The organism is uncultured Veillonella sp., assembly GCF_937981445.1.
Classification (GTDB): Bacteria; Bacillota; Negativicutes; order Veillonellales; family Veillonellaceae; genus Veillonella_A.
Genome location: NZ_CALJON010000044.1, coordinates 73857 through 94585 on the forward strand (window position 1 = coordinate 73857; position 20729 = coordinate 94585).

The 20729-nt window shown below is 39.6% G+C and carries 19 protein-coding genes; 18 read left to right on the forward strand and 1 reads right to left on the reverse strand.

Translation table 11 applies throughout. The features are described 5' to 3' along the window. The first annotated feature begins 24 nt into the window (after window positions 1–24). The 15 genes from uvrC (at window position 25) to trxA (ending at window position 16299) form a co-directional block, all read left to right on the forward strand. Window positions 25–1875: an excinuclease ABC subunit UvrC gene (gene uvrC, locus Q0376_RS07055; RefSeq protein WP_298705766.1), complete on the forward strand. Its 1851-nt coding sequence runs from the start codon at window positions 25–27 to the stop codon at window positions 1873–1875. Between the two features lies 1 nt (window position 1876). Next, window positions 1877–3223, forward strand: a complete 1347-nt coding sequence (brnQ, locus tag Q0376_RS07060; RefSeq protein WP_298705768.1) for a branched-chain amino acid transport system II carrier protein — start codon at window positions 1877–1879, stop codon at window positions 3221–3223. A 33-nt stretch (window positions 3224–3256) separates the two neighbouring features. After that, window positions 3257–4174, forward strand: a complete 918-nt coding sequence (locus tag Q0376_RS07065; RefSeq protein ID WP_298705771.1) for an NAD-dependent epimerase/dehydratase family protein — start codon at window positions 3257–3259, stop codon at window positions 4172–4174. Window positions 4175–4321: 147 nt separating this feature from the next. After that, on the forward strand, window positions 4322–4936 hold the full coding sequence (locus tag Q0376_RS07070) for a rubredoxin-like domain-containing protein (protein WP_298705774.1): 615 nt from the start codon (window positions 4322–4324) through the stop codon (window positions 4934–4936). An 87-nt stretch (window positions 4937–5023) separates the two neighbouring features. Then, entirely contained in the window at window positions 5024–6022 is a 999-nt protein-coding gene (locus Q0376_RS07075; RefSeq protein WP_298705777.1) for a nucleoid-associated protein, read from the forward strand. A gap of 91 nt (window positions 6023–6113) precedes the next feature. Beyond that, window positions 6114–6623 carry a Cys-tRNA(Pro) deacylase gene (gene ybaK / locus Q0376_RS07080; RefSeq protein WP_298705780.1) on the forward strand — a complete coding sequence of 170 codons (510 nt, stop codon included), beginning with the start codon at window positions 6114–6116 and terminating at the stop codon, window positions 6621–6623. A gap of 36 nt (window positions 6624–6659) precedes the next feature. Beyond that, window positions 6660–7436 carry a ribonuclease H family protein gene (locus Q0376_RS07085; RefSeq protein ID WP_298705783.1) on the forward strand — a complete coding sequence of 259 codons (777 nt, stop codon included), beginning with the start codon at window positions 6660–6662 and terminating at the stop codon, window positions 7434–7436. Between the two features lie 146 nt (window positions 7437–7582). Beyond that, window positions 7583–9016, forward strand: coding sequence for a glucose-6-phosphate isomerase (locus Q0376_RS07090; protein WP_298705786.1), 1434 nt, complete (start codon window positions 7583–7585; stop codon window positions 9014–9016). Window positions 9017–9030: 14 nt separating this feature from the next. Then, window positions 9031–10017, forward strand: a complete 987-nt coding sequence (galE, locus tag Q0376_RS07095; RefSeq protein WP_298705788.1) for a UDP-glucose 4-epimerase GalE — start codon at window positions 9031–9033, stop codon at window positions 10015–10017. A gap of 169 nt (window positions 10018–10186) precedes the next feature. Next, window positions 10187–10939, forward strand: a complete 753-nt coding sequence (locus tag Q0376_RS07100) for a hypothetical protein (RefSeq protein WP_298705792.1) — start codon at window positions 10187–10189, stop codon at window positions 10937–10939. A gap of 230 nt (window positions 10940–11169) precedes the next feature. After that, a complete protein-coding gene (locus tag Q0376_RS07105) occupies window positions 11170–12420 on the forward strand; it encodes a type II secretion system protein GspD (RefSeq protein WP_298705795.1) in 1251 nt (416 codons plus the stop codon). Between the two features lie 40 nt (window positions 12421–12460). After that, window positions 12461–14500, forward strand: coding sequence for an ABC-F family ATP-binding cassette domain-containing protein (locus Q0376_RS07110; protein WP_298705798.1), 2040 nt, complete (start codon window positions 12461–12463; stop codon window positions 14498–14500). A 13-nt stretch (window positions 14501–14513) separates the two neighbouring features. Further along, complete coding sequence (gene gluQRS, locus Q0376_RS07115) at window positions 14514–15479, forward strand: tRNA glutamyl-Q(34) synthetase GluQRS (RefSeq protein ID WP_298705801.1); 966 nt, start codon at window positions 14514–14516, stop codon at window positions 15477–15479. A gap of 26 nt (window positions 15480–15505) precedes the next feature. Next, a complete protein-coding gene (locus Q0376_RS07120; RefSeq protein WP_298705804.1) occupies window positions 15506–15880 on the forward strand; it encodes a CoA-binding protein in 375 nt (124 codons plus the stop codon). Between the two features lie 95 nt (window positions 15881–15975). Beyond that, window positions 15976–16299, forward strand: coding sequence for a thioredoxin (gene trxA, locus Q0376_RS07125; RefSeq protein WP_298705807.1), 324 nt, complete (start codon window positions 15976–15978; stop codon window positions 16297–16299). A gap of 306 nt (window positions 16300–16605) precedes the next feature. Here the strand turns inward: trxA and Q0376_RS07130 are convergent, their stop codons facing one another. Continuing rightward, window positions 16606–17955, reverse strand: coding sequence for a threonine/serine exporter ThrE family protein (locus Q0376_RS07130; protein WP_298705810.1), 1350 nt, complete (start codon window positions 17953–17955; stop codon window positions 16606–16608). Between the two features lie 526 nt (window positions 17956–18481). Between Q0376_RS07130 and mraZ the strand changes: the two genes are divergently transcribed. The 3 genes from mraZ to Q0376_RS07145 all read left to right on the forward strand — a co-directional run bounded on the left by mraZ (window position 18482) and on the right by Q0376_RS07145 (window position 20609). Then, window positions 18482–18913, forward strand: a complete 432-nt coding sequence (mraZ, locus tag Q0376_RS07135) for a division/cell wall cluster transcriptional repressor MraZ (protein WP_298705813.1) — start codon at window positions 18482–18484, stop codon at window positions 18911–18913. 161 nt (window positions 18914–19074) lie between these two features. Continuing rightward, a complete protein-coding gene (gene rsmH, locus Q0376_RS07140) occupies window positions 19075–20007 on the forward strand; it encodes a 16S rRNA (cytosine(1402)-N(4))-methyltransferase RsmH (protein ID WP_298705816.1) in 933 nt (310 codons plus the stop codon). Between the two features lie 155 nt (window positions 20008–20162). After that, window positions 20163–20609, forward strand: coding sequence for a septum formation initiator family protein (locus Q0376_RS07145; protein ID WP_298705819.1), 447 nt, complete (start codon window positions 20163–20165; stop codon window positions 20607–20609). Window positions 20610–20729 lie beyond the last annotated feature (120 nt).

Sequence of the window (20729 nt, forward strand, 5' to 3'; positions counted from 1 at the left end):
CTAAAACGGTAGAGGCGAACTAATATGGTTAGTGAAGATGTATTAGAAAAAATAAGTCATTTACCCACTACGCCTGGGGTCTATCTCTGGCGCAATCAATATAAGCGAATTATTTACGTAGGGAAGGCAATTAATCTTCGCAATCGCGTGCGTTCCTATGTGCGCCAAGATAGTAATCGGGCTCCTAAAGTAACAGCCATGATGCGCCGCGCTGTGGATGTAGAAGTAATTCAAACTAAAACAGAGATGGAAGCACTCATTTTGGAGAATACTTTGATTAAGGAACATCATCCAAAATATAATATTATGCTTCGCGATGATAAAACCTATCCGTATTTAAAAGTCACTGTTCAAGAGGAATTTCCTCGCGTTATTATGGTGCGGCGCATGGAACGTGATGGGGCTAAATATTTTGGTCCCTTTACAGATGTGACGGCGGTTCATCAAACTATAAAATTATTCCGTCGTCATTTTCCTCTTAGAACCTGTCAAAATATGAAGGTTCCTCGCCCCTGTTTACAATATCATTTAGGCTTTTGTGAAGCCCCTTGTGCTGGATTAGTCAGCGCTGATACATATAGTAAGTATATTGACCAAATTGTTCAGGTCTTAGAAGGGAAGCATATTCCATTACTGGATGAATTGAAAGCATCCATGGAGGAGGCGGCTGAGTCATTAGATTTTGAGAAGGCCGCATTGTATCGCGATCAATTACAAGCCTTGGATAAGCTTCGTGAAAAGCAGCGCATGGTAACACAGCGGGGGGATATCGACGTTATCGGTCTTGCCATGGAAGGCTTGATGGTTTGCGTGCAGGTGTTTTTTATACGTCAAGGACGTATGTTAGGGCGAGAAAACTTTTTCATTAAAAATGAAGGGGACAATGAAGAAAGCATTATGACTGATTTTATAAAACAGTATTATAGTGGTGCTAGCTTTGTTCCTAAGGAAGTATTGCTCCCTTATGACACAGAAGAACGGGCTTTATTTGAGTCATGGTTCTCTGAAATGAAGGGGCAACATGTAGATGTTACCGTGCCACAACGAGGATTCAAACGGGATTTGCTGAAGATGGCCGCAGAAAACGCGGAGAATTTCTTAGCCGAACGACGTCGTCAATGGCAGCATGATTTAGATAAGAGTGGTGGTGCAGTTAAGAAATTAGCAGAAGTCTTAGATTTACCGCGCTTACCAGAACGCATGGAATGCTTTGATATTTCTCATACTCAAGGGAGTGAGACTGTGGCGTCCATGGTAGTATTTGAAGATGGTAAGCCGGCGAAAAAAGAATACCGCCGCTTTAAATTAAAAACAGTGCAAGGCAAGCCTGATGATTTTAAATCTATGGCTGAAATCATGGCACGTCGCTATGGCAACGAAACTGATTGGCCTATGCCAGATTTGATTATTATTGATGGTGGTAAAGGTCAGCTTAATGCGGCCTTGCCTTTAATCCGTGCTGTAGGGGTTACAGATGTGCCCGTTATCTCTTTGGCTAAGCGCATTGAAGAGGTATTTGTAGAAGGGCAATCGGACAGTATTATTTTGTCCCATCATTCCCCAGAATTACAGCTTTTACAGCAAATCCGAGATGAAGCCCATCGCTTTGCCATTACGTATCACCGCAAACTTCGGGGAAAACGGAATTTAGAATCGATTTTAGATCATATTGAGGGCATTGGGCCGAAGCGTCGTAAAGCGCTTTGGGATGTCTTAGGTACTTTAGAGCAGATTAAGGGAGCCTCCGTGGAGGAACTAAGTGCTGTACCGGGGATGAATAAAAAATCAGCAGAAGCGGTATATAACTTTTTTAGATTGTCTAAAGAAGAAAAGCGTGCTACTATTGATGGAGAAAAAATTAGAGGAGGAGCATAGAATGAAAGGGACATTGTCGCTGAGTTCAGCAATTGTTATTGGTTCCATGTTATTTGGGATGTTTTTTGGGGCAGGGAATTTAATTTTCCCCGTGCATATGGGGCAAGAAGCGGGGGCTTCTGTATGGATAGCTACGGTAGGCTTTTTAATTACGGCTATTGGCTTACCTTTTTTAGGTGTAGTAGCCATTGGCATATCTAAAAGCTCTGGCTTATTTGACTTGGCTTCTAGGGTTCACCCTACATATGCTAAATTATTTACCATTTTATTGTATTTGACCATTGGCCCCGCATTTGCTTTGCCACGTACGGCTACTGTGTCCTATCAGATTGGATTAGCACCGTACATCGGCAGTGATATGCAAACCATGAGTTTAGGGGTATTTACCTTTGTATTCTTTGCAATCGCTTTATTTTTTGCTATGAATCCTGGTAAATTAATGACCTATATTGGGAAAATTTTAAATCCCTTATTTTTGATTTTCTTGGCCATTTTATTGGTGACGGCCTTAATCCATCCTATGGGCTCCATTAGTACCGCGCCAGTGAGTGGAGATTATCAAACGATGGCCTTTTTCAAAGGCTTTACTGAAGGTTACAATACAATGGATGCCCTAGCAGCATTAGCTTTTGGTATTGTTGTAGTTAAAGCGATGCAAGCGGTGGGCGTGTCGGAGCCAAAAGATTTGGCCGTAGGCATGGTAAAATCTGGCATTGTTGTAGTTGTATTGATGGTTGTTATTTATGCCTTTTTAGCCTATGTAGGGGCTACTAGTTTGGGTGTATTAACCTTGTCCGCTAATGGTGGGATAGCCTTAGCAGAAACAGCCAATTATTACTTTGGTTCAGTAGGGGCTGTGTTATTGGCCATTATTGTAACATTAGCTTGTTTAAAAACAGCTGTAGGTTTATTCTGTGCTTGTTCTGAAACATTTGTAGAGTTATTTCCTAATTCCATTAGCTATAAAAAATACGTGTATGTATTTGGTCTTATTTCCTTTTTAATTGGTAATGTAGGATTAACTCAGATTATTGCTTTAGCTATTCCCATTTTAATGCTATTGTATCCATTGACGATTACGATTATTTTATTGACATTCTTGGCACCATTATTTAAAGAACGTCAGGCTGTATATTTTACGACTACTGTATTTGCATTTATAGCAGCCATTGGAGATGCATTAAATACATTGCCAGAATTTTTAGGTAAAACAGCGGTGGTGCAGGAACTCTTGCAAGTGTATCAAGCGTTGCCATTCTTTAATCTTGGTATGGGCTGGATAGTACCATCGGCAGTAGGTTTCGTGCTTGGCTTAGTTTATATAGCAGTGAAAAAGGAACAGCAGTAGTTAGGATTTACAGGTAGGAAATGAGGTAGAGCAGTGAATATATGTGTAACCGGTGGAGCTGGTTTTATCGGTTCCCATTTAGTGGATCGCTTGATTGCTGAACATCATCAGGTCCTCGTAGTTGATAATTTAAGCACGGGTAGTGTGGAAAATATTAATCCTAACGCGCAGTTTGTGGAAATGGATATTCGTAGTGAGTCACTTTTACCTTTATTTCAAGAGTTTAAGCCTCAATATGTATTTCACGAAGCGGCACAAACGATGGTGCCTATTTCTATGGAAAACCCAGCCTTAGACTGTGATGTCAATCTTATGGGGCTCATCAATGTACTCAATGCTTGTGTGGCTACCAAGGTAGATAAAATAATTATGCCATCGTCAGCAGCCGTTTATGGCGATTTAACTACTTTGCCTTTAGATGAGACGATGACAGGACATCCAGCGTCCTTTTATGGTTTGACAAAATTGACTACAGAAAGCTATTTGCGTCTTTATGAAGAGAATTTTAATCTTCCCTATATTTGCTTTAGATATGCCAATGTATATGGTCCACGCCAAGGAAACGGCGGTGAAGGTGGCGTTATTAGTATTTTCTGTGAACATTTAGAGGCGCAGAAGGATTTAACTATTTTTGGTGATGGTGAGCAGACGCGAGACTTTGTTTATGTAGGTGATGTTGTAGAGGCCAATATGCAAGCCTTAATACATCCTGAAGTTACTGGGGTGTATAATGTAAGCACTGAAACAGGCACAAGTTTAAATGAATTAGTGCAAGTTTTTGAAGACATTGTAGGTCATCCCCTCGTAGTTCATTACGAAGCGGAACGAATTGGAGATATTAAACATTCCTTGTTAAGTTTGGAAAAAATTGGTAAAGACTTAGCTTATAAGCCGCAAGTATCCCTAGTAGAGGGCTTAAAAGAAACTTTTGAATATTTTGTTGATAAGTAAAAAAATTATGAATTTTATTAATTATTGCAAGATTTACATGCAAAACTTGCGATTCTATAAAGGTTTATTTGCGACTTTTTTTATAGCCTAAGAGCTATTATATATGATAAAATAAATGTATAATTAGGTTGTTTGTATAAAGTTAATATGAAGGAGATTATTGTGGAAACTAAAGAGCAGAAAGAGAAAAGGATTCAGTATATTATTTGCCGAGTTTGTGGGTATATTGAAACTGCAGATAAAGCTGATCAACCTTGCCCAGCTTGTGGCTTTCCTAAGACCGTTTGGGCAGAATATACTCCTCGTAAATTAAATCCAACACGTAAAAAATTATTGGATTTACATTTGCATCCAATTGCTGTGCATTTCCCAATCGTGGGTTCTGCACTTACTTTAGGCTTACCTTTATTGGCATTATTGGTTCCTTACAACTTATCCTATCGTCTATTTGATTTCACTATGATGGTAGCTCTTGTAATGCCTTTACTTTGCTTAGTAGGTGCTATTTCTGGTTATATCGGTGGTAAATTGCGCTATAAGTCAACGACAGCACCTGTGTTGAAGTTGAAAATCTATTTGAGTATTGTATACTTCTTAGTGACGGTGGCCCAGTGCTATATGGCCTATGTGTATGGCGTCGATGCTGGCAATGCCCTCATTATGGCTGCCCTCGGTGCGGTCGCATCTTTCTTAGCGGCTACACTTGGTAAAAAAGGTTCCTATTTATTTGCTGGTTTATTTGGTCCTTACGTACAAGGGTAATAGAATTTTGTATCAAAGGATTGGCCTTGTTCCCGCAGACATTGCGGGACAAGGCTTTTTCAAATTATATGGAAGAAAGGTTACGTCATGCAGATAAATAAAGCAGTATTGCAAATTTTTGATTTTCATTCGTCTTTAGCTGTTTTTTCTGAAGGTGAACTCGAATTAGGTGAGGAAACAATCCAAGATTATATTAGTGCACATGTGGAAAAAGCAATTAAGGATCCCGGCTTACGTCAGGGACATTTGAATCCCTCCAGTCCCGTAGGACAACTGATTACTCAATACAGTGAAGAGCGTATAGATATAGTAGACTTGGGGAAATCTTTGGGGGAAACAATTTTTAATTTTATGAAGCAAGCTACTGAACCATGTTTAATGGATGCGATTATTTGTGAAGCCGCCGCTAATCATACGTATCTCTGTGTTTTGTTGTGTCAAGCTCATGATGGCTATACACATGGCACCATTAGTGGTGAAAGTGGTGCATTAGCTACAAAATTGGTCGCTAATCGCGCTGTGCTCCCCATGCCTAGCCAAAAACTGCGTTCTTTTTTAGCTATTAATGTGGAAGATTTCTCAGTTCGCTTATTCGAGCCTAAAGGCGAGTATGATGGTGAAATTACCTATATCTTAGCTGATAAGGTACTTCAAATTGGGACGAATCCATCGTCTCGTGATACGGTGGCTAAAGTGCGGCGTATTGTGGATAAAGTGGCTAAAGCTCATGAAGGTGATGGCGTAGCAGAATTAGTTGAAGTACGCTCTATGATTTCAAAGAATGCAGAAGTTTCAGACACAATTAATCCAGAGATTATTGTAGAAACTGTATTTGCTTCGAATCCAGTGCAACAAGAGGCGGCCAAGCAAGCTCTTGCTGAACAAGATATGCTCCGTCCTTTGCCAGTTAATAGAGAATTTGCCGCTAAAGTCGGGGAAAAGCATAAAATAAAAACTGATACAGGGATTGAAATTAGTTTTCCTGTAGAATATATGAAAAATAGTGAGTTTATTGAAATTGTTACTAATCCTGATGGTACTTTGCGTATTGAACTTAAGAATATTAGTAAGATTTTAAATAAATAATATAGCAAGATTAGACAAAATATAGCAGGATTTTAAATAAACTATTGGCTTATATTTGGTAACGAAGTGTTAACTAAATGGAGGCACATAAATGAGTAAAAAAGATCATAAAAAAACGAATGCTATGCGTATGTTAGACACGCATAAAGTGGCTTATGAAGTATTGACCTATGAAGTTGAGGAAATTGGCGGTAAGCCCCCTCAAGTAGGGCGTAATGCAGGCGTTCATATGGCGGAGGAATTGCATTTACCGGAGGAGAAAGTATTTAAAACCTTAGTTGGTAAGGGCAATGTGACGGGACCTGTAGTGTTTTGTATTCCCGTAGCGGCTGAGCTCGATTTGAAACAAGCGGCTCGTGTGAGTGGTAATAAATCAGTAGAATTAGTACATGTAAAAGATTTATTAGGCTTAACAGGCTATATTAGGGGTGGCTGTTCACCGATTGGCATGAAAAAATTATTCCCTACCTACTTTGATGCTTCTATGGAAGCCTTAGATACAGTTTATGTGAGTGCAGGCATGATTGGTAAACAGGTGAAAGTAAAGCCACAAGACTTACAAGCTGTTGTAAAAGCAAAGTTCGTAGATTTAACTATGTAAGTATATTACTTTGTATTAATTAAGGATTACTATACTATGGCAAAAAAATATTATGCAGTACAGCGCGGTCATACACCGGGGATTTATGAACGTTGGGCCGATTGTGAAGCACAGGTAAAGGGCTTTAGTGGCGCCGTATACAAATCCTTTCCTACATTGGCAGAGGCGAAGGCTTTTTTAGGTGGACCTAGTGACAACAGTAACAATGTTCCTAAGGCTGAAGTACGAATGACCTTAGCGGAAGCCTTAGAATTAATGGAGCCGTCTAAAACGCCCGGCGTGAATACATCTGGAGCACATATGACGGGGAATCGCGTAGGAACGACTGGGGTCCAATCAAATATGGTAAGGACTAAGACAGCAACAGGTGATGCAGAATTAGCCGATATTCCTGAAACAGACATGGTGGCCTATATTGATGGTAGTTATGATAAGCATCGTGGGGCTGTTGGCTCTGGCGGCGTTATTTTTTTCCAAGGCACGAGTTGGGACTTTTCCTTTGGTACAAAGGATCCGTTTTATACAAATTATTGGAATGTGTCCGGTGAATTATTAGGGGCCATGCATGTTCTCAAAGAAGCCAAGCGCTGTGGGGCCCATACAGTGCATTTATATTATGACTATATGGGGATTGAAATGTGGGCTTTAGGACGGTGGAAAACAAATAATCCGCTTACACAATCGTATGCAAAATTTGTGAAGGAATATTTGCCAATTATGAATATACAATTTCATAAAGTGGCGGCTCACACGGGCGTTACATATAATGAGCGAGCTGATCAATTAGCTAAAGCAGGGACTACTAAATGTTAGAGGCAAATATAATGTTTTTATGTGTAGATTGCATAGAAATTTATAGATATACCTATTGCATGGTGTACGCTCTAAGGGTACAATAGTATGAGGTACATATTGTATTGATAAAACTAATTAAAAATATAAAATAAAGGAGGCTCTTTATGAGTAAGATTGTATTGCCTTCCGGGTTTACGTTTGATTATACTAACGTATTAAATGAGTGGGCTGTAACTGAAGCAGATATACGCAATGAATTTGACAATGTAGCCGATGCTGTTAAAGCAGCCGCTAAAGTGCGTTTTAATGGTATTGTAGATGGTCATTTATCTAAAGATGGCACACCAGAAAAAGTATTATTTCCACAACTTCCCTATATTGAAGATGGTCATTTAAATTCCGAAGCTGTTATGAAACGCTTAGAAGACTTAGGTGCTCATGCTAAGGCACATATTGATGCAGTTGTTAGCTTTGGTATTGGCGGTTCTTATTTAGGCGGTAAAGTGTTATTTGATGTACATTGTGGTGAGTTTTGGAATCAAAAAACTCGTGAAGAGCGGAACGGATATCCGCAACTTTATTTCAGTGGTAATAATGTAGACTCTAAGCGCACTAAAGATTTAATTGATACGCTTAAAGCCAGTGCATCTCGCAAGGGCGGGGACTTTAAGGTTATGCTCATTGTTATTTCTAAATCGGGCTCTACGATTGAACCAATGTCTAATTTTATGGTTGTACAAGAAGCTTTATTACAAGCTGGCATTGGTGTAGAAGTTATTGCTGTAACAGATCCAAGAGATGATGAAAAAGAAACTTTATTACATAAATTAGCAGTTGCGCAAAGTTGGCCTATTTTTGCTGTACCAGATGGTGTAGGCGGTCGATTCTCTGTATTTACTGAAGTGGGTTTAGTTATCGGTGCCGTAATTGGTTTTGATATTCGCTCCTTTTTAGCTGGCTCTAAAGAAATCGACCAAGCTTGTAAGAGTGGTAATATTCTTCAAAACCCAGCTTTGTTAAGTGCTATTTTAAAATATATTGGTTCTGAAAAATATGGACGCAATATTGAAGTAATGATGCCTTATGGGGACTCTTTAAAATCCTTAGCTGAATGGTATGTACAATTATTGGCAGAATCTTTAGGTAAAGGTAAAGATGATGGCAAAGGTCGCTATGGCCGTACTCCAGTTGTTGCCGTAGGGACTACGGATATGCATGCGCAAACACAGGAGCATCAAGAAGGACGCTTGAATAAATTAGTTACATTTGTTAAAGTGGCCGATTGGGAAACTGAGCTTGTAGTACCTCATACTTATAAAGATATTCCTACATTAGAAGCATTTAGTGGCTTAGATTTGGCTACTATCATGAATACCGCCTTAGAGGCTAATAGTGAAGCTTTAACAGGGGATAAACGCTTTAATTTAACCATTGAGCTACCTACTTTAAATGCCTTCTTCTTAGGTGCTTTTATGTTCATGCAGTGCTGGGCTATATTCTATGAAGGCCAATTGGCTCACGTAGATGCATTTAATCAACCAGGTGTGGAAGTATATAAAAAACTATTAGGACCTAAATTGGCAGCTCATAAAGAATAAGGGGGATTTTCGTAATGAAAATTTTAGTTACTGGCGGTGCTGGTTATATTGGGAGTCATACAGTACGAGCACTTTGTAAAGCAGGTCATACGCCGATTGTTTTGGATAATTTATCGTGCGGCCATGTGGAATCATTGCCTGACGGTGTGGAATTTATCGAAATGGATATAGCAGATCCGTCCCTAGTCAATGTCTTAAAAGATAAGGGCATCGAAGGGATTATGCATTTTGCGGCACATTCACAAGTAGGTGAATCCATGGTAAATCCAGCTATTTACTATGAAAATAATGTAGTTGGATCCTACCGTCTTATTGAATCTGCTCGTAAGGCTGGCATTAAATATTTTGTATTCTCTTCGACCGCTGCTGTATATGGAGAACCTAAAGTAGTGCCTATTAAAGAGGATTCAGAATTGAATCCTACCAATGTGTACGGCCGTACAAAGCTTATGATTGAACAAATGTTACAGGACTATAGCAAGATTTATGGTCTTCGTTATGTGGCATTACGTTATTTTAATGCTGCTGGTGCTGATAGTAGTGGTGAAATAGGGGAAGATCATACGCCAGAAACACACCTGATTCCATTAATTTTGGAAGCTGCTTTAGGAAAACGAGAGGCCATTACTATATTCGGTACTGATTATGATACAGAAGATGGAACTTGTGTACGTGATTATATTCATGTAAATGATTTAGCTTCAGCTCATATTTTGAGTATGGAATATTTACGGGATGGCGGCGAATCCAATGTATTCAATTTAGGTAGCGGCAGTGGCTTTAGTGTACAATCTATTGTGGACACCACTAAAGCTGTTACAGAGATTGATTTTAACGTTATTTATGGAGAACGCCGTGCTGGTGATCCAGGTACTTTGATTGCTTCATCGGAAAAAGCACAAACTGTATTGGGCTGGAAGCCTGTACATAGTGAGGTAAAGCAAGTGATTGGTGATGCTTGGCGCTGGCATCAAAACCATCCTAATGGATATGGCAAGTAAGTATTTTAGGCTATAGCATGTGAATAGTTATTAGGTCATAGTAAATAATTCAAGGCTAGCGTACATAACTATATTTTTGTCATAGGCAGGACGTTTATGCGTAGTATGTATACGCCTTCTAGCATATAGTATGAAGTCGTTGAAATGTTAATAATATAAGAGGATATATATGAAAAGACTGACCCTACAAGATTTGCGTTCTTTTGTTTATAAGAAAGGCCGCCTCTTGTACGGGGCGGTCTTTTTATTTTGCCTTGTTTTGCTATATGGTGCATATAAAATGTACATATCAAATTTTTTAGTATCCACGAATGAGTCAGGTGTACACTCCCCTGAGGTTGGAAATTCTGCGGTCAATGGTGCTAAGACGTATGAGGGAAGGGGCCATAAGGAAGAAACTTCGGCTGGGGGTAAAAACATGGGGCATCAAGTGTTGAGTTTACAGGGCACATTACGAGGCCGTCCTTTTGAAAATCCTTTTTATAGGGTATTAACAGTATCTAATAGCGATTTAGTGCAAGACGGGAGTGGGGCGCCTAATGTAGAAGGGGCTAGGGGCCGCCATGTAGAAGATACTGAGGCTCGCAACGTAGAGGGGCTTAAGATTCGTAGTGTAGATAGGATTAGGCATCGTAATATAGAGGACGCTGTGGAGCATAATGGAGTGGGTACTGAAAGGGGGAGTACCTCTGATGTGATGGCAAAAGATAAGGGCCAAAGACTATGGAGTGGACAACAGGAGGAGCCCCTGTTACTTGGTATAATCCAAGGTGCTACAGCAGTAGCTATTATTAAAACGGCCCAAGGAGAAGGTAGTTATACTGTAGGTGAAGGCCCCACAGGCATACGGGTGCAAAGCATTGGTAGTAATTATGTTGATATGGTGGTACATGGCCAGCAAAAACGAGTATATTTACAGTAATAACAAAAACAAGATACACAGTAATAGTAAAAATGAGGATACAAAGAAATAGTAAAAGTGAGGATACAAAGGAATAGTAAAAATGAGTATACACAGTAATAGAAAAAACGAATAAATACACAGTAATAATAAAAAATAGAGTTAAAAGAAATTAAACTAGAACTAGAAGAATAACATAGCTGTATTTTATAAGTAAGGCTCGATGAGACGAATTTGCCTGGGGAGGTAGTATGAGGTGGCATCAAATTTTTAAGGGGAGATTTCTCAAATTGGTATTTTCGTATGCCCATAAATGGTTAAACATACATGAAGTTAAGCGACTAAGTATGGTAGTAGTCCTATTAGTTTCTACGCCCTATGATGTGCTCGGTTTAAGTATGACGGCTACTAATACGAGTTTGAGTAGTTTAGTTACGTCTATTGCACGCAGTGAAGGTTTAAATATTATGGGTGCAGAAACATTAGCGGGTACTGTGAGTATTAAGATTCAAAATGAAACCGCCCGTGAGGCGCTAAGGCGATTGGCAAAATTAAAACATTTCACTATGACTGAAGAAAATGATGTTATTTTACTTGATGGCAGTGGTTTAGAGGAAAAAGGGGCACGTAATGCAGAGTTAATCACCCCAAAACATATGAAGGCCAGTGCCTTAGGGCAGGCCTTAGAGGCTATTATAGAGGAAAAGCATATTCAGGTATTAAGGGATACCAATCAAGTGTTAGTCTATGGTACTGATGCGGAGCTTAGACATATTAAAACTGTATTAGGTCATATTGATGTAGTGCCCCAGCAAGTGCGATTTGAAGCGGCCATAGTGGCAGTGGAGCATTCGTTTATGAAGGAAACCGGTATTCAATGGTCTTGGCAGAGCTTGACCGGTCATGGTGAAGATGATACGGGTAGTTATGGCAGTATTCATTTTGGGAAAATGCCCAGTGGAGAGCCATATAAATTTTTTATAAAACCAGAATTAAAAGCTCAAGAGAATACAGGCCGTACAGTTCTTATTGCAAGACCTTCGATAACAACTGTAAATGGAGAGACAGCGAAAATACTTATAGGTGACCGCATACCTGTATTAGTAGAAACTAAGGATGGCACAGAAAGTCGAACCACTGTAGAATACGAAGAGGCCGGGATTCGCCTTACTTGTACGCCCACAATTAGTGCTGATTCAGGGGTGGATGCAGAGATTTATGCAGAAGTGAGTAGCCCCACTATGGTTAATGAATTAAAGGCCTATCGTATTACGACGCGACAAGCAGAGACGAGAGTTCATTTAGAAACTGGCGATGTGCTTGTCATTGGTGGCCTTATGGATAATCGTGCGAGCAAGCAAATGTCTAAAATACCTTTATTAGGGGATATACCATTATTGGGAAAATTATTTCAGCATGCCCGTAAAACTAAGGACAGGGTGGAATTATATATTTTTGTAAAGGCAGACCTCTTACGTCAGCCAAATACCTCCGGTCTGTGATATAATAAGTAACGATAGTATAGAACGGAGGAATTAAGTAATGGAACGAATCCGTATGATAGGTTTATCTAAATCCTTTGGCGTGCGTAGTGTATTTTCCAATGTGTCGTTTGAAATCAAGCGCGGCGAACGGGTGGGCCTAGTAGGTCCTAATGGAGCTGGTAAATCTACATTGATGAAATGCATTTTAGGTATTGAAGACTTAGACGATGGACAAGTAGTAAAGGACTCAGCTACTACCATTGGCTATTTACAACAGGATATTAATTTAGGCGATGAAAGTTTGGCCGTAGAAATTCAAAAAGCTTTTGCTGATGTGCAGCATTGGGAACAAGAACTACATGCGGTAACTAAGGAGTTAGAGATTTCACCACAAAATGAAAGCCTATTAAAGCGATTAGAACAAATTCAAGATCGTTTAGAGTGGTTAGGTGGCTATGATTATGAAATGCAGACTCGGCGTATTGCCTATGGTTTAGGCTTTAGTGATGAGGATTTGACAAAATCTGTATCGGAGTTTTCAGGGGGACAAAAAACGCGCATTAATTTAGCGAAGGCTTTGGTGCGTCGCCCTAATTTTTTGTTCTTAGATGAACCGACTAACCATTTAGACATGGATATGCTAGAGTGGCTAGAAAATTATCTTACTTCTTATGGTGGCGGTATTTTGATTATTAGCCATGACCGTTATTTTTTAGACCGTGTAACCACTCGTATTGTAGAGCTTGACCATGAAGTGGCACAAAGTTATCGCGGCAATTACAGTCGCTATGTGGAGCAAAGAGAGGCGCAGCGCAAGGCGCAGCAAACGGCCTATGACAAGCAACAAGAATACATTCGTAAAACAGAAGAATATATTGATAAATATCGGGCTGGTATTAAGAGTAAAATGGCGCGCGGCCGCCAATCCCAATTAAATCGCTTAGAGCGCTTGGATGCACCAGAAAGTTCAGAAAATTTAAAATTTGTATTCCCTAAAGCACAGATTAGCGCTGATAAGGTATTAACTGTTGAAGAGTTATTTTTAGCTTATGGCACACGCGATATTGTAGAAGATGTGAGCTTTATGATTCGCCGTGGTGAAGCAGTTGCTTTAATTGGACCTAATGGAGCGGGGAAATCTACTATTTTGAAAGCCATTGTGGGTGATTTACAGCCTGAAGCTGGTTTTATTGATTTAGGTAGTCGCGTGTCCATTGGTTACTTTTCGCAGGACCATGAAGAATTGCATCCTAATTGGTCTGTAGCGGAAGAGATTATGAGCGAGTTTAATTACAGTGAAGAAAAGGCCCGTAATGTGCTTGGCATGTTCCTTTTTAGAGGAGACGATGTGTTTAAACTCGTGAAGGAATTATCAGGTGGTGAAAGAGCGCGTCTTAGTTTGCTTAAATTATTTTTACAAGGTGATAATTTCTTAATCCTTGACGAACCGACTAACCATTTAGATATACCGACTCGAGAAGTTGTGGAAGAGGCATTGATGAATTTTTCTGGCACCTTACTGGTTATATCTCATGACCGTTACTTTTTAGATAAAGTAGCAAAGCGAACCTTAGTATTGGGAGGCCAGCATATAGAGTCCTATGAGGGGAATTATTCTTATTATAAAGAAAAATTAAATGAGCAAAAGGCCTTAGGTGCTTCTCAAAAAGAGGATGTAGTAAAAGAGGCTAAGTCAGTTAATCAAGGCTCAGCAAATTCAGCACTTCAAGGGACTGGAAATGAATCTTATACTGAACAGGGGACTTTAGATAGTACAGTTGATTCTGTAGATACACCTAATTTAGGAGCTAATGCTAATTCAGATAATAAAGCCCATTTAGGGAATAAAGCCAATTCTGAAAATAAGTCTAACTCAGGGAAAAAAATAAATGCCTTTATGCAATCCAAGAAATTAGCGGAAGTGGAGACTGAGATTTGTCGTTTAGAGGCGACTATTAAAATGTATGAAGTGCAATTACAAAATCCTGAAGTAATTAATGATACGGCACTCTTGACAGACACATCGAAGGCTTTGGAAGAAACTAATGAGGCCCTAAGTAAATTGTATGAAACTTGGGAAGAATTGGCGTCTTCCTAATAAGGAGGCTACTATGAAAGGTCGTTTTGCACCGAGCCCAACGGGGCATTTACATTTGGGCAATATTTGGGTAGCCTTACTGTCTTGGCTACATTGTAAGCAGCAAAATGGTCGCTATGTGCTTCGTATGGAAGACATTGATACGCAACGGTCAAAACGTGAATTAGGGGAAGCACAAATAGCTGATCTCGAATGGCTTGGCCTGAGTTGGGATGAAGGTCCACGGGTAGGTGGGCCTGATGGACCGTATTGGCAAAGTGAGCGGACTCATTTATATGAAGCGGTGCTTCAACAATGGGAAGCGCAGGGGCAAATCTATCCTTGTTATTGCAATCGGGCACGCCTCCATAGTATTAGTTCAGCACCTCATGGCGCTGATGGCATTATTCATTATGATGGTCATTGCCGTCATTTGAGTGATATTGAAAGAAAGCAATTACAGCAACAAAAAATGCCTTCGTGGCGCTTAAAGGTGGAAGAGCGTTCATATGCATTTAATGATTTGTGGCAAGGCCCACAAAAGGCTTACATTCGTCCGGCGTTCGATGATTTTATAGTAAAACGCGCCGATGGTATGTTTGCTTACAATTTAGCCGTTGTATATGATGATATTCATATGGGAGTTACGGAAGTTGTGCGCGGCTATGATTTATTACCGGCTGTAGGGGACCAGCTGTGGCTCTATGAAGTATTTGGCGAAAGGCCCCCTCAATATGGTCATGTGCCATTAGTGGTGGACGAAAAAGGGTGCCGTTTATCAAAGAGGCAAAAGAGCATTACTATTAAAGAGCTCCGTGAAGCTGGCTATAGTGCGCCTATGATTTTAGGTCGTTTAGCGTCTGCAGCAGGGCTTATCAAGGAGTCTTATTTAGAGCGATTTAGTAGCCTTTCTATGGACTCGATTAAAGATATTTATTTTGAGAATTTATATCTAAAAGATAAAGAAATCAAATTGACAAATTTCGATATTGAGATATAATAAGAGAAGGGAATTGAGGTGACAAAATGAACCTTAGTGAAGCAATTCAAAAAAAAGTGTGGGCTGTACTAGGTGCAACGAGTCGAAAAGAAAAATTTGGCTATAAAATTTTAATGCATCTTCGTAAACATGGCTACACTGTATATGCAGTAAATCCGAATGTAGAGGAAATCGAAGGCGAGCCTTGTTATAGCGCTTTAAGCGATTTACCAGAGGTGCCAGATGTTGTAGACTTTGTGGTACCAGAAACAGTGGGATTAATTGCCCTTGATGAGTGTAAACGCTTAAATATTTCGACTGTATGGTTGCAGCCAGGTGCTGATAAACCGGCGGTGGTGGCGAAGGCTAAACAATTAGGGCTTGATGTAATTCAAGACTGTGTATTAGTTCAAATTAAGTAATGGCTAATTGATGTAAAGCTTAAGCTTAACTTACTTCAATTCTGATTTAGTGGTAACATATTCGAAAGAATACAAAATATAAGGAGGTCATTATTATGGCAGACATTAAAGAATTAACAGTAGAAAATTTTGACGCAGAAGTAGCATCTGTAGCAGGTGTATCGGTGGTTGATTTCTGGGCTCCATGGTGCGGTTATTGCGTACGCATGATGCCAATTTTTGAAGAATTAGCAGGTGAACTTGGCGATACAGTTAATTTTGCAAAAGTAAATACTGATGAAGTAGCAGCACTTGCACAAAAATTCAATATTGAAGTACTACCTACTTTTGCAATTCTTAAAGATGGCGAAGTAGTTGATCGCAAAATCGGTTTCGTACCAAAAGAAGAATTAAAAGCTGCTATTATGGCACATGTTTAATAGTTAGAAAAGTTTGTAGTAAGCCATAAAAGTGCGTATTAAGCTATAATATGAAAAACCCGTATGGATGGGCTGAAAATGAGTTTGAACTCATCAGTCCAGTACATACGGGGCTTTTTTATGCGATTATTCAAGATTTATAGTATTGTATATTTTGTCCTACAACCCTAGATTTTATGCCATTTTGTCCTATAAGACCAAGGGTTCGTACAAGGCCAAGGGCTCATGCAAGACTATGGGATCGAATAAGACTATTTTACGAAGGATTTATAATTATTATTTTATGGAGAATTTATAATTATTATTTTAATCGTAATTAATTTGACGATGGCGACGAGCATGAATAAATTGCTGTAAGTTTTTTTCTTTTTTTCGGTCTAAATATCCACGGGCCAAAATATGTGGAATGGAAACGCCTATGGCAATGCAGATGATAATTAAAGCACCAGTTATGCCGCTTCGTAAGGTTATCATAAAGCTTTCAGGCGTTAAGGTATTGATGGTGAGTACACCATATAGAAAACGATAGAGCAGCACCCCAGGAATCATTGGTATAACTGATGGGATGGCAATGACAAGGGGGGCAGTGCGCACTTTTTTGTAAATGCTAAGTGCTAATATACCAATAATGGCAGCGGCTACAAAACTAGCACCAATAGTGGTGAATCCTAGTTGGACAATAAGCACATTGCGCACTAATATACTAATGGCACCACCAATGCCGATTAAGTAGAGCAGGCGATAGGGCGTATTGAAAATTAGGGAGAAACAAATCGCCCCGATCGCACCGGCCACCATTTGATAAGGTGTTAGCTGTGCAGGTGTCACACTAATGTGGGTGAAGGTGGAGATGTGATCAAAGTAAAGTGCCGTGGCAATCCCCACTGACATGCTGCCTACAATAAGTAATGTATTAATGGCACGAGTCATGCCGGACATAATGTGGTTATTGATTGTATCGTCTACTGCATTGATGAGTGGTATGCCTGGGACCATGAATAGAGTACAACTAATCATAGAATAGAGCAGCGAATTCCACCCTGTAAGAGCATGCAATAAGAATGATACGGCAGTGGCTGCAAAAGAGGCAGTGGCAATGCCAAAGTAGAAATTAATTTGAAAATGATTGCACCATCGTCTTGTATAAAAACCGATAAGGGCACATAGTATAGTGCCTAGTGCAGATAATAGGTCGCCACCAAAATTTATGGCAAAGGCGCCACAAGCTATGCCCGCGGCAATGGCTAAAATAGGCGTGGGATATTTTAATGGCGTAGAGGCAATTTCTTGAAGTTGAGCCTCAAACTCATCGAGCGTGTAATTTTCATCTAAGGCACGCCATGTTAATTTACTTAAAAATGATAAGGTAGTCATATTCACGCCATGATGCAAGGTTTTATGGAAGGCCGTGTAAGACCGTTCGTCGGTGTGAATGTTGAGCATTAGTGTTGTATATGTTATGTGCATGTGCACATAATTGCGAGGAATACCCATATAAGTGGAGGCGCGCATAACATCGCGGACAATTTGATTGGTGTTGGCGCCATTTTCCATCAATAATCGACCTAAAAAAAGCAATAAATCCATTTTTCGATGAATTTCCCTAAAGGGATGATTAAAGACTTGTGCTGGTGAGCATTCAGTTGTTCTACCCATGAGAATAAATCCTTTCTTTTTGTTTTATATACACAGTATAACATAGGACGAGTAGGAATAATAATGTGTTCATAAATGTGCTAGGGACGGATGGTGGAGGACAGTAAAAGAGTATAGGGGGATAGGCTTCAAAATTTTATAGTTCTAAAGTGTGATTTAAAAACTTATAGTGGTAAAAAGTGGTTCAAAAATTTTGTAGTTCTAAAGTGTAGTTAAAAAATTATAGTGGTAAAAAGTGGTTCAAAAATTTTTATGGTGGTAGAAAGTGGTTTAAAAATTTTATCAATAACGTAAAGTGGCAGAAGCCACTCTTTTTATTACTTTAAAAGTCGAACATACACTCTTTAAAATAGTACAAAACATCGGCAATAAAGAGAAAAAATAAGAAAAAAGTAAGAAAAAAATATTTTTTTTGACAAATTACAGAAAATTTTGTATATGTTGTTGTTAATAAGTGGGGAATTGTGGTAGAATTTAGCATATAGTGGAGGATTAGAAAGAGGGCTTGTAAGGAGGTGAGACAATTATGTTTTTAGGCAATCATTCACATACGATTGATACGAAGGGACGAATGATTATCCCAGCAAAAATGCGCGAAGATTTGGGAGAACGCTGTGTAATTACCCAAGGTTTCGATAATTGTCTCGCCGTGTATTCTCTAGAAACCTTCCAAAAGAAAGCGGATAAACTGAATGCTATGCCAAGTACCAAGGCTAATGTACGTGCCTTACAACGTCATTTCTTTGGTAATGCAGCCGAAGTAGAATTTGATAAACAGGGCCGTATTTTAGTGCCCGCACCATTGCGTAAGCATGCTTCTTTAGACAAAGAAGCTATCGTAGTGGGGCAAGGTGGGTTTATTGAAATCTGGAGCCGCCCTCAGTGGGAAGCATATAATGGTGCTACGTCAGGAAGTATAGAGGCGCTTACAGAAAGCATGGAAGATTTAGATTTTTAATATCTAAATTTATACAGCTATAATTTGAATCTCACACGTATTTTATAAACTGATTTTTACATATGAGACTGATTTTCCTATGTGAATAGTAGTCTGAGCTTTACCTATGTGTAGGGTAATAGGTTAGCCTGTGCAAGGTAGTTTTAGAAAGGAGTGCCAAGGTGGAATTTAATCATGTTAGTGTATTGCTAACAGAAACTGTTAAGGCTGTCATGACGAATCCTCATGGCACTTATGTAGATTGTACGCTCGGTGGAGCGGGGCATTCATTAGCTTTAGGATCCTTATTGAGCGAAGATGGTTTGCTCATCGGCTTAGATCAAGACCAAGATGCTTTGGCGGTAGCTACAGAGCGACTTAAATCATTGAAGTGTAAGGTCATGACGATTCCTACAAATTTTAGTGATTTAAAAGAGGCTTTAGTAGCGAAGGGGATTCATGAAGTGGATGGCTTCATTTTTGACCTTGGCGTATCGAGTTATCAGCTGGATACAGCTGATCGGGGTTTCTCTTATATGCATGATGGCCCCTTAGATATGCGCATGAATCAGACGTCAAAAATCAGCGCCGCTACTATTGTTAATACGTATAGCGAGGCTGATTTAGCTCGTATTATTTGGGATTATGGCGAAGAACGATGGGCTAAACGCATTGCCCAGTTCATCGTTGAAGGGCGCCAAGAAAAGCCTCTCGAGCGGACTAGTGAATTGACGGCAATTATAAAAAAGGCAATTCCTGCAGGGGCTAGACGGGAAGGTCCTCATCCGGCAAAACGCACATTCCAAGCCATTCGCATTGAAGTTAATGGAGAATTAAGCATTTTGCATGATAGCTTTGTAGACGCTGTTAGCCTCTTGAAGCCAGGAGGCCGGATTGGGGTCATTACATTCCACTCTCTTGAGGATCGCATAACAAAACAGACTTTTAAGGAATTAAGTACAGGCTGTATTTGCCCACCGAATATTCCAGTGTGTGTATGTCATCACAAGGCTGTTGTGAAAGCTCGCAATAAGGCTATTGAGCCTAGTGTTGAAGAAGTAGAAAACAATCCGAGAGCACGAAGTGCGAAGTTGCGGGTAGCAGAAAAAATTTAAGTGACTTACAAAAGCGTAAGTGCATAGCAAAACCTTTTGAGTAGATAATAGAAATGCTTGAAAAAGCTAGCTGAAAAGAGATAAGCGCTAAGGTAAGTTACAAAAATGATTTAGTATGTATAACTCATAAAATTAAAAAATGAGTTTTTAGATATATGAAAGTTGTGGGAGATGATGGTATGTTGGCGAGAAAGACTATAGGCATGAGAGCCTTAGAGCCACAGGCAAAAGCTTATGTACCGGCACAAGTTGGTGCTAAGCAACGAGCGGGTACGATTAATTTTAGTGCTGTAAGTCGGGAATTGCGTGCAATTTTTTCCATATTGGCCATGTTGGCTATTTTTATGTCAATTAAAGACTATATGGTACATCAAAAAGTGGATGCGGGCTATGAATTAGTAAAAATGCAAAATGAAATTGTCCAACTTTCACGAGATAATGATGAATTAAGTTTAAGTGTAGCTGAGCTTCGCTCGCCCACACGGATTCAACAAATAGCGCAAGATAAATTGGGAATGGTTTTGCCCGATGCTTTTGTGTTTAATAGCAAAGGTACTACTGTAGAACGTGAGGTTAAGGTTACGAAACCAATCGTTGATTAGCTATGGTAAGAGGCAGCTCTAAATGGGAGCTGCTTTTCCTTGTTTGAAGTGGAGGAACTAATTTTGAAAACTATAAATGAATTACTACAGAGTATAACTGGTGCAAACCTAACGAGTGGC